Source organism: Oerskovia sp. Root22, from assembly GCF_001429135.1.
GTDB classification, from domain to species: Bacteria; Actinomycetota; Actinomycetes; order Actinomycetales; family Cellulomonadaceae; genus Oerskovia; species Oerskovia enterophila.
On record NZ_LMIL01000010.1, the window covers coordinates 1 to 11,039 of the forward strand.

Here is an 11,039-nt window from a genome sequence, read left to right on the forward strand (position 1 = left end):
AATTGGCATTAACTATCAAGCACACTGTTGAGTTCTCAAGCAACCGACACGCACCGACTCCAACCCGTTTCCAGGCCTTCACTCGGGGCAACTTCTCTAATCTACCAGACTCTTTCCGGCTTCTCAACCCACCGTTTCCGGTGAAGAAGATCTACCTGAGCCGACCTCCCAGGCGATCATCGAGCGACGCACGAGTGCCTCGTCAAGATCTTCAGGGTGGTCACCCGGGGGTTCCAGCCACTTCGCGGCGGCTCCGAGGAGCTTCGCAGTGGTGTCTGTTCCTCCCTGCCGGGCTGACTTCGAGAACATTACGTGGTGCGCCTCGGCTCCGTCAACTCCGTCCGGCTCGGCACCCCGTCGCCCCCTCCCCCTGCCCCGGGCGGGCGGCACGCAGGGGCGAGCGTCCGCGGCGCCGGTGGCTCACGGCCGGCCCGCCTGCATCACGGACCGGACGGCGCCGATCGCGCGGACCGGAACGAGACCTTGTCCCCCGGTCGGAGCTGTGCCGCGGTGTCGAGAGCATCCGCAGCGACCACCGCGATCACCGGGTAGCCGCCCGTGACGGGATGGTCCCGCAGGAACAGCACGAGGTTCCCGTCGGGCGGGACCTGGATCGCGCCGGGCACGAGTCCCTCGCTCGGCAGCTCACCGCCGCGACGGTGGATCGTCGGGCCCGAGAGGCGCAGCCCCACGCGGTTGCTCGCGTTCGAGACCTCGAACTCGCCCGCCAGCAGCGCGGCCCAGGCGTCGCCGCCGAACCAGTCGGAACGCAGCCCCGCACGCACTTCCAGGGCGACCCCCACGTCGCTCGTCGCCGAGGGTACGAGCCCTGCGGGCACCAGGTCGACGACCGGCAGGGCGGAGGGCAGCGGCCCGATCGCCACGAGGTCACCCGCGCGCAGCGGGGCCGGGCCGAGCTCGGCAAGGACGTCGTACGAGCGCGACCCGAGCACCGCAGACGCGGCGAACCCGCCACGCACACCGACGTACGTACGCGTTCCACGGACGGGGAAGCCCAGCCTCAGTACCGATCCGGGCCGCGCGAGGAGCAGCGCCTGCATCCCCACCGGCGTCCCGTCGAGCGTCGCGGGCGCCGGTGCTCCCGCGAGGGCGAACGTCGCCCGTTCGTGGAACCGCACGGCGAGCCCCCCGAGCGTCACCTCGAGCACGGCCGCCGACTCGTCGTTCGCGAGCAGCCGGTTCACCAGGCGGAGGGCGCCCCGGTCCGTGGCACCCGACCGCCCGACGCCCGCGGCGGACCACCCCGGGCGTCCCCCGTCCTCGATCAGCGTGAGGAGCCCGGGCGCGAGGACCTCGACACCGCGCGGCTCGTGGTGCCCGACCGGGGCGGTCCGCTCGGCGGCGCCAGGACTGCCGTGCACGGGTGCGTCCTGGAGGGATCGCCCCAGGCCACCGGCCCCGGCACGGACGACACCGACACCGACACCGACACCGACACCGAGGTGATCACGGCCCCGCACCGGTCCGTCACCGTCATCACCGCCGTCACCACCGACCCTGATCCCGTCCCCCTCGGACGCAGCGCCCGGCCCGTCGTCGTCCAGCCGCTCGACCGCACGGAACCGCACCCTCGTGCCCGCGGTGAGCAGTGCCGGCGGGTCGCGGTCGACGTCGAAGAGCTCGACGTCCGTCCGCCCGAGCAGGCGCCAACCGCCCGGCGTCGCACGCGGGTAGACCGCCGTGAGGTCCCCTGCGAGCGCGACCGACCCCGCGGGCACGCGCGTCCTGGGCGTCGCGAGGCGGGGTGCGGCGATGGCCGGGTCCACCTCGCTCAGGTACCCGAAGCCCGGCATGAAGCCGCCGAACGCGACGACGTACTCGCGTCCCGTGTGGCGTGCGACGACCTCGGCGACCGACAGGCCGGACCACGCGGCGACGTCGGGCAGGTCCTCCCCGTCGTAGACGACGGGGATCTCGACGACCGCGGCCTCTCCCGGGCCCACGTCCGCCCCCGGCGCCACGCCGCCCGGTCCGCCGGCGTGCGAGGCGACGCCCGTCCCCCCCTCCGCGCGTCGGGCGACCGGGGCCCAGGCCGCGCGGACCTCACCCTCGACGCGGCCCAGGTCCGCGGTGGTCGCCACGTCGTCGAGCAGCACGAGGACCGTGCGCGCCGCGGGCACGACGTCCGCGACGCCCTGCACGCGCCGCGCCCGCAGCGCGGCGGCGAGCGCGTGGACCTCGTCGAGCCCGGGCAGGTCGACCATGAGCGCCCGGTCGCCGTAGGGGCGCACCGGCAACCGGCTCGTCCCGTCCGCCGTGCCGCTCGTGGTCGCTCCGTTCGTCGCGGTCTCCCCCGCACGGTCCGCCGGCGTGCCACCGAGCCGCGACCCACCGGCACCGGTCGGCCTGCTCATCCGCCGAACCGCTGCACGACGACACCGCTCGCCTCGAGCGTCCGGCGCACCTCGGTCAGGAGCGCGACCGCCCCGGGGGTGTCGGAGTGGATGCACACCGAGTCGGCCTCGACCGCGATCTCGCTGCCGTCGGCCGCCACCACCACGCCCTCGGTCACGAGGCGCAGCGCACGCTCGGCGACCTCGGCCGGGTCGTGCAGGACCGCACCCGGGGTGCCCCTCGGCACGAGCGACCCGTCGGGCGCGTAGCCACGATCGGCGAAGACCTCGTGCACTACGGGCAGCCCCGCCTCCCGGGCGAGCCGCAGCACCGCCGAGCCGGACATCCCGACGACCGGGAGCGTCGGGTCGTATCCCGCGACCGCGTCCACCACGGCGCGCGCCTGCTCCTCGTGCCGGACGATCGCGTTGTAGAGCGCGCCGTGCGGCTTGACGTACCGGACCCGGTCCCCCGCCAGGCGCGCGAACGCGTCGAGAGCACCGAGCTGGTACACGACGTCGGCCGTCAGGTCCGCGGGAGCCACGGCGAGGAAGCGGCGCCCGAAGCCCGCGAGGTCGCGGTACGCGACGTGCGCGCCGATGCTCACGCCCCGCTCGACGGCGGCGCGTGTCACGGCGCGCATGATCATCGGGTCCCCGGCATGGAACCCGCACGCGACGTTCGCGCTGGTCACGAGGTCGAGCAGGGCGTCGTCGTCCGCGAGCGCCCACGGCCCGAACCCCTCGCCCAGGTCCGCGTTGAGGTCGATGCGGCGCGCGTCGGGCGCCGTGAGGTGTGCCATGTCCCCATCATCGCCGAGAACGCGTGCGCCCAGCAGGGTCCTCGACAGGTGTCCCGCGGGCCTCGGACGACCCTGCGGGGGTCCTGAGCACGGCTGTCGGCCGTGACCTTCGTGGTCACGACCGGCTGTGCCCCGGGTTCGTCCGGCCCCGGTGGCCCTCGTCCTTGCGCTGGGAAGTGTCCTCAGGCCATCGAGGGTTCGGCGTCGACCAGGTCCGCACGGATCTCCTCACGCAGCTGGGGCGTGGGTTCGTGTCCGTGCTTGCTGATCATGTGGTCGTACGCGGCGTCGAGGACTTCCTCCTCCTCGCCGGCGATCGTCAGCGTGCAGTTGATCTCGCTGGGCGTGGTCCGGCAGTCGACCATCTTCCTCATGTGTTCTCACCTCCCCTCACGCGGGTCCCGTCGTCGGGGCTCCGGGCGGGGCGGCGTCCGTGGGCTGGGCGGGCGACGTCTCCGGTGCTTCCACCGTCCTCCGTGCGGGGCGAGGTGTCAACGGACGGCAGCGCTGCGGGCGTGGGGCACGCGCAGCACGCAGGCCCGACGGCGGAGCGCACCTCCCGCTCGTCGGTGCGCCCGGGTAGATTGCCGCGGGTGACGACCTCCCTGCGCCTCGCGACCCCCGACGACGCCGAGCGCCTCGCGGCGCTGGCCGCGATCACCTTCCCCCTCGCGTGCCCGCCCGGTTCCGACCCCGCGGCCGTCGCCGAGCACATCCGGACCCAGCTCTCCCCGGCACGCTTCGTGGCCTGGGCGAAGAGCGCCGACCACGCGCTGCTCCTGGCCGAGGTCAGCGTCCCCAGCCCCGGTACCGGCGACAGCAGCGCAGGACGCGCCGACACCGCCTCGGACTCCCGTCTCGTCGGCTACGCCCTGCTCGTGCGCGGCGTGCCCGACGACCAGGACATCGTGGCGGTCGTCGGCGACGAGCCCACGGTCGAGCTCTCCAAGATCTACGTGCACCCCGATTCCCAGGGCACGCGGGTCGCGAGCGACCTCATGCGGGCCGCGCTCGACGCGGCACCGGGTCTCGTCGCGGACCGCGCGGTGTGGCTCGGCACCAACGGGGAGAACGCCCGGGCGCAGGCCTTCTACCGCAAGCACGGCTTCGCGGTCGCGGGCTCGCGGACCTACGTCGTGGGCGGCGAGTCGCACGACGACGTCGTGATGGTCCGCCCGCTCGGCTGAGCCACCGCGCGGCGCGCGTCGCGCACCGAGGTGGGCGACGTCGTCGGGCGACGGGACGACGGACGGGGCGGGACCCCGAAGGATCCCGCCCCGCCCGCTGCTGCGGTCGACCGGTCGGCGACGCCGCCCGTCACTCTCTCGACGGTCCGGCTGATCGACCGGTCACCCGGTCACCCGCAGCTCGCGGCCCCGTAGGCGACGTCGAAGGTCGTCGTCCGACCCCCGGCCGTCGCGGTGACCTGTGCGACCCCTGCCTCCACCGCGCCGGCACGCGCGCTGAAGGACTGGTGCGCGGACTTCCCCGGCGCGACGCCGAGGAAGGTCTTGGTGCCGAACGGCGTCGTGACGACGATGTCCGCGGGGACGTCCTCGTCGTTGACCACACGGACCGAGACGTTGGCGGTCCGCCCCACGCACTGGGACCTGACCGTCGTGGTGACCTCGACCTCGGGCTCCGGCTCGGCCGTCAGGTCCTTGACCTGGACGTTGCGGAACGAGACGTCGTCACCGTTGCCGTGGTTCTGCAGCCCGATGTAGCCGGACGACAGGTCGCGCGACGGTGCGGTCGAGGTGAAGTCGTTGATCAGGGTCCCGTTGAGGAAGACCCGGATCCGCTGCCCCTCGACCGTGATCTCGTACGAGTTCCACTCCCCCGGCGCCTTGAGGACGGCGTCGCGGGCCGCGAGGTCGGCGCTCTGGAACGTGTAGATCGCACCGGTCGTGCGGTCGTCGGCGTCCGTCGCGTCGATCTGGATCTCGTAGCCCTGGTTGACCGCGACCCACGGGTCGTTGCCCGGGTCGGGGAACCCGACGAAGACGCCCGAGTTGTCGTCCCCGGCCATCTTCCAGTCGAGCGTGAGGCTGTAGGCCTCGAGCTCCTCGGGGTACCAGAGCAGGCCCATGCCCCCGGTGGACAGCATGGAGCAGTCCTCCTGGAGCTCGAACCCGCCCGGCCCGGCCATCTTCCAGCCGGCGAGCGACTCGGCCGTGCCGTCGAAGAGCATGCGGTAGCCCTCCGCGGGCGTGGCCGGCTCGCAGACCTCGGGCTCGTCCTCGACGAACGTGACGTCGCTGAACGCGACCGTCGTGGGAGCCGTCTGGTTCTTGCCGAGCGCGAAAGGCCCCGGCGCGATCCCTGCGAGCGTGTCGTTCGTGACCGGTGCGAGGTCCGTCCAGGTGACGCCGTCGAGCGACCAGGAGCCCGTGAAGGTGTCCTGGTCGCGCGTCAGGCGCACGTGGTACGTCTTGTCGGCCTCGCGGGGCAGGTCGGACACGCCGGGCTGCGGGTCCTGGACCACGTCGCCCTTCTCGCTGCGCGCCTCGAAGCCCACGGTCCCGGCAGCCGCGCCGTTGTGGATCACGCCCACCTTGACGTAGTTGGCCTGGTCCTTGAAGACCATGAGGCCGCCCTGGTGGTAGTTCTGCGTGAGGTCGGACGTGATGGTCGTCTCGACCGTCCACCGGTCACCCGTGACGATCTTGTTGCGCAGGATGTTCGGCACGGTCGAGTTGGTCGCGCCGAACACGTCGTCGTCCGTGGTGGTCAGGCGCAGCGCGCCGTCGCTCACCGCGAGCTTGGACGCGTCGGGGTTGACGACGTACCAGCGGCACGCGTCGAGCTCGGTGCCCTCGAACGTGTCGCTCGCCGTCGTGCCCTCGCACGTGGGCGGCGTGGTGCCGTCCACGAGACGCACGTAGTCGAACGCGACGTCGATCTGCGCCGCGCCCGCGAGCTTGCCGAGCGCGAAGACGCCGACCCCGGCGTCCTGGGCCGCCGGGTTCTTCACGCCGCCCGGCAGCGCTGCCCAGGTCTGGCCGTTGTCGACCGAGACCTGGCCCGTGAACGTGTCACCGGCACGGGACAGCCGCAGCTGGTACTCGCCGTAGACCGGCTTGGCGAGGTTGTCGATCCCCGGCTGCGGGTTCTGCGTGACGTCCCCGACCTCGCTGCGCAGCTCTGCGCGCACCGCGCCGTCGTCGTTGCCGACCACGTCGAGCTTCACGTAGTTCTTCTCGTCGAGGTAGACGATGACACCGCCCTGCTGGGCCGACCGGACGAGCGGCGCCGTGAACGACGTCTCCACGGTCCAGGTGTCGCCCGGCTGGTCGGTCGTGACGATGTTGGGCACGGGCGAGTTCGCCGTGCCGTAGAAGTCGTCGTCGGTCGTGGTGACGACCCACTTGCCGTCGCGCACCTCGGCGAGGTCCGGGCGGTAGTTGTGGACGTCCCAGCGGCACGCGTCGATCGACGCGCCGAGGAACTCGTCCTCCGGCCCGCGCTGCGGGTCGGGCTCGGTGCACTCGAGCGCGCCGAACGTCGTCACCTTCACGGTGCCCGACGCCGAGGCGCCGGCCGGGTCGGTCACGGTCACCTTGGCCGTGAACGCGCCGCCCGTGGTGTAGGTGTGCGCGACCTGGGCACCGGTCCCGGTGCCGCCGTCGCCGAAGTCCCACGCGTAGGTGAGGTCGTCGCCGTCCGCGTCGGTCGCCGTGGCCGTGAAGGTCACGTCGAGCGGGGCGTCGCCCGTGGTGGGCGTGCCCGTGACCGCCGTGAGCCTCGGTGCCACGTTGTTCGCCGCCCCCTTGCCCGCGAAGTGGAGCGAGTCGACGTCGAACATGTCTCCCGTGCCCCCCGACGCCGAGCGCGCGACGAAGAACAACGTGTTCGTGCCGCCCGGGTCCGTGATCGGCACGACGTCGGACGACGCGTGAGTCTCCCAGCTGCCCGTCGAACCCATCGTGATGGTCCCGAGGAGCGGACCGTCCGCCGCTCCGACGCGGACGTCGATCAGGCCGCCCGCGTTGCCCGACGTGTAGCGCGCCGAGATGCCCGTGATGTCCTTGAGGTTCATCCGGTCGAACGCGAACCAGTCGCCCGGGGCGATGTAGCCGAGCTGCTTGGCGCCCTCGGCCGCGGCCTTGTCGACGACCTGGACACCCTGCTGGGCCGTGAAGTACTCGGCCTGCTTGGTGCGCGTGTGCAGGACGGCCTCGTCGTCGCCGGTCAACGAGGGCACGCCCTCGGCTCCGCCGTCGGTGTACGTCGCGTTGACGACCCCGAAGATGTTGGCGTCGAGACCGTGGCCCTCGTCCTTGACCGTCGTGAGGACGCCCTCGCAACCGGTCGCGCTCGAGAGCGGGTGCCCGTGGTTGTCGTGGCCGAGGATGTACTCGACGACGACGTTGTCACAGTCGACCTCTGTCCCGTCCTCGGCGTCCGTGACCGTGACCTTGAACGGCACCTGGTCGCCGAAGTCGAAGAACTGCCCGTCCTGCGGCAGCTCGAGCGTCACCACGGGGGCGGTGTTGCCGACCGTGATCGTCGTGGTCGCGACGCCCGTCTTGCCGTCGGGGGCCGTGACCGTGAGACGGGCCGTGTACTGGCCCTTGGCGGTGTACGTGTGCGTCACGACGGGCTCGGTCGAGTCGACCGTGCCGTCCGAGTCCACGTCCCACGCGTACGTGAGCGGCAGGTTTTCAGGGTGCTGGGAGGCAGATCCGTCGAGGACGACCTCGAGCGGCACGCCGCCGTTGGTCACCGACGCCTCGATCTCGGCGACCGGGGACCGTGAGCCCTTGACGTAGTCGATGCGGTAGACCGCGGAGTCCGCGGCGCCGCCGAAGTAGCCGCTGCCGTAGTCGAGCACGTACAGCGAGCCGTCCGGGCCGAACTCGAGGTTCATGGGCCGACGGATGTTCAGCCCGGTCAGCGCCGGGGCGAAGCCGGCAGGGCTGCCGTCCTCGTTGAGCACGGCCTCCTTGATCCAGCGCCGCTCCCACTCGTACAGCAGGGGCTTGCCGTCGTAGTACTGCGGGAACTTGGTCTCCGAGACGAGCTCGGGGTCGTAGTTGTAGACCACGGCGCCCATGGGCGACTCACCGCCCGAGCCGAAGGCCGGGACGTTGCCGCCGTCGTAGGGCTGCCAGGCGGCGATGGCCGGCGGCAGGTCCACGAGGCCCGTGTTGTTCGGGCTCGTGTTCTTGGGGGCGCTGCAGTCGAACGCCGCGCCCGAGGTGCCCGTCGCGAAGTCGTAGTCGACGTAGGGGACGTTGTCCCCCACGCAGTACGGCCAGCCGTAGTTGCCGGGCTCGGTGATGACGTTGAACTCGACCGATCCACCGGGGCCGCGGTTCGGGTTCGCCGCGCCCGCGTCGGGCCCGTAGTCACCGAGGTGCACGTAGCCCGTAGCCTTGTCGACCGAGAACCGGAAGGGGTTGCGGAAGCCCATCGCGTAGATCTCGGGGCGGGTCTTGTCCGTCCCGGGAGCGAAGAGGTTGCCCTCCGGGACCGTGTACGTCCCGTCGTCCTTCATGGTGATGCGCAGGAGCTTGCCCCGCAGGTCGTTGGTGTTGCCCGACGAGCGCTGCGCGTCGTAGGCCGGGTTGCGCGTCGCCCGCTCGTCGATCGGCGTGTAGCCGTCCGAGGCGAACGGGTTCGTGTCGTCGCCCGTCGACAGGTAGAGGTTGCCCTCGGCGTCGAAGTCGATCTCACCACCGGCGTGGCAGCACGTGCCGCGCGAGGCCTCGACCTCGAGGATCTTCTTCTCGCTCGCCAGGTCGATCGTGTTCTGGTCCGTGAGCGTGAAGCGCGAGAGCTGGTTGTAGCCGTCGAAGGCCTCGAACGACTCGGGGCCGGTCCCGTTCTCCGGGGCGTCGCCCGCGGGCGTGCTCAGCCGCGGTGCGTAGTAGAGGTAGACCCAGCGGTTCTCGGCGAAGTCCGGGTCGACCGCGACCCCCTGGAGGCCGTCCTCGTCGTGCGAGTACACCGGGATGGTGCCCGCGAGAGAGGTCGTCGCGTCCGCGGTCGTGTACCAGACCCGGCCGTCGCGCGAGGTGTGCAGGACGTCGCCCTCGGGCAGGACCGCGAGCGCGATCGGCTCGCCGGTCTTCTCGGCGCCCTTCGCGAGCGTGATCTGCTCGTACGAGCTCTCGACCGTCGCGCCGCACTCGGCGTCGACCGCGCCCGCGGCGGTCTGGATCCCGCCCAGGAGGTGCTGGACGAACGCCGGGTCGCTGTACGACTCCTGCGTGTGGCCACCGCCCGTGTACCAGGAGCGGCCGCCAGCCACGTCCTGGCACCAGGCCGTCGGGTGGTCGGCACCCATCGCGCCACCGCCCGGCGAGTACGTCGCCTCGTCGAGGGTCGCGAGCACGTGCACGTCCCCGCGCGGGTTCTCGCGGAAGTTGTACCACTCGTCGTACCGCTCCCACGTCGCCGGCAGGTGCGCGGTCGAGGGGTGGTCCTTGTCCGCGACCACGACGTTCGCGGTCTGGTTCTGCGGGTGGGCCGAGAAGTACGCGCCCACGAGCTCGCCGTACCAGGGCCAGTCGTACTCGGTGTCGGACGCGGCGTGCACGCCCGCGTAGCCGCCGCCGTCCGCGATGTAGGCCTCGAACGCGGCCTGCTGCTCGCCGTTGAGCACGTCGCCGGTCGTCGAGAGCCAGACGACGGCGTCGTAGCCCGCGAGGTTCTCCTCGGTGAACGCCCCGGCGTCCTCGGTCGCGGTCACGGCGAAGTGGTTGTCCACGCCGAGCTGCTTGATGGTCGCGATCCCGGCCGGGATCGCGTCGTGCCGGAACCCGGCGGTCTTGGAGAAGACGAGCACGGAGAACTCGTCGTGGGCGGCGGCGGGTGTCGCCGTCAGGGCCAGGGTCGGGGCAGCGAGGGTCAGCGCCAGGAGCGCGCTCACCCCTGCCCGTCTCCTTCGGTGTCGTACGGTCACAGCTTTCTCCCTTGAAAGTCGATCGTCGTCCTCGGCGGCGGCCTGGCCGTCCGCCGGTCCTGCGTCCCCGCCTCACCTCCTCCTGCGCGCGGTGCTCCTGGGTGCCCGCCGGGACTCGGCCCACCCGCAGGTGGTCCCGGCGGGCACCGGTCTAGTGGTCGCTCTCCCCCAGGCTCGCGGCGCCGTCGCCCGCGTCGTCCGGGTGGAGCGGGAGGAACACGTGGACGTGCCCCTGGTCTGCGGCGACGCTCAGGTCGTCGAGCTGGGTCGCGGCCATGCTCCACGTGTCCGCGGCGCGCAGGCGCAGGTCGGCCGCGAGCGCCAGGAGCTGCGCCCGGGCCGGCTCGGGCGACCCCTCGGCGAGCTCGAGCGTGTCGAGCGCGTCACCCAGCAGCGCGATCGAGACGCCCAGCCCGTTGCGCGTGACGTTGTACCCCGACGCGCCCGTCGGGAGGGCCTCGGCCTCGGTCGTCAGGGCCGCGAGCTGGTCCCGCCACGCGGCGAGCTGCTCAGGGGTCGCCGGGGTCCCGGGCGCGCCGTCGAGCGGCAGTGCCGCGGACAGCTCGTGCATGGTCGGCACGAGCCTCTCCTGGGCGGAGACCGCGAAGTCGGTCACGACGCCCAGGTTCTCGGCGTCGCGCGCCACCTCGGCGGCCTCGAGCTCGGCCACGCGCGCGGGGTCGACGGCGTACGCGCCGGACGCTCCGTCGTCGGGCCCTCGCGTCACGGCCCAGACGACCGCCACGACGACCGCCGCGACCACCGCGAGGGCGGCGACCACGAGCCACGCGCGACGAGCGCGCGAGAGGTTCCACGGCCACCGGGCGCTCGCGCGCTCCGGTGGCCGCTGCTGGGGACGGCCGGCACCGTCCCCGGACCGGGGTCCCGCTCCCCGAGCGGTCGCCGACCGGGCTGCGAGGTCCGCCTTGCTGCGTCGTGCTGCGGTCTTCTGCGCCACGGGTCGGTTCCTGT

Annotated in this window: 6 protein-coding genes; 1 reads left to right on the forward strand and 5 read right to left on the reverse strand. The window is 72.5% G+C overall.

The features are described 5' to 3' along the window. Positions 1–440 precede the first annotated feature (440 nt). From ASE15_RS13855 to ASE15_RS13865, 3 genes are all read right to left on the reverse strand, one after another. Positions 441–2,375, reverse strand: coding sequence for an urea amidolyase family protein (locus tag ASE15_RS13855; RefSeq protein ID WP_056763874.1), 1,935 nt, complete (start codon positions 2,373–2,375; stop codon positions 441–443). Continuing rightward, positions 2,372–3,157 carry a LamB/YcsF family protein gene (locus ASE15_RS13860; protein WP_056763876.1) on the reverse strand — a complete coding sequence of 262 codons (786 nt, stop codon included), beginning with the start codon at positions 3,155–3,157 and terminating at the stop codon, positions 2,372–2,374. The genes ASE15_RS13855 and ASE15_RS13860 overlap by 4 nt, the downstream gene beginning before the upstream one ends. A 182-nt stretch (positions 3,158–3,339) precedes the next feature. Continuing rightward, positions 3,340–3,531: a DUF1059 domain-containing protein gene (locus tag ASE15_RS13865; protein WP_056646374.1), complete on the reverse strand. Its 192-nt coding sequence runs from the start codon at positions 3,529–3,531 to the stop codon at positions 3,340–3,342. Positions 3,532–3,750: 219 nt separating this feature from the next. On the opposite strand from ASE15_RS13865, the gene ASE15_RS13870 reads away from it, so the two are divergent. Continuing rightward, positions 3,751–4,344: an N-acetyltransferase gene (locus ASE15_RS13870; protein WP_056763882.1), complete on the forward strand. Its 594-nt coding sequence runs from the start codon at positions 3,751–3,753 to the stop codon at positions 4,342–4,344. Positions 4,345–4,514: 170 nt separating this feature from the next. Here ASE15_RS13870 and ASE15_RS21220 read toward each other — a convergent pair whose 3' ends face one another. Both ASE15_RS21220 and ASE15_RS13880 read right to left on the reverse strand, forming a co-directional pair. Further along, on the reverse strand, positions 4,515–10,034 hold the full coding sequence (locus ASE15_RS21220) for a ThuA domain-containing protein (RefSeq protein ID WP_082618454.1): 5,520 nt from the start codon (positions 10,032–10,034) through the stop codon (positions 4,515–4,517). Positions 10,035–10,218: 184 nt separating this feature from the next. Continuing rightward, a complete protein-coding gene (locus ASE15_RS13880; protein ID WP_056763885.1) occupies positions 10,219–11,025 on the reverse strand; it encodes a hypothetical protein in 807 nt (268 codons plus the stop codon). Positions 11,026–11,039 lie beyond the last annotated feature (14 nt).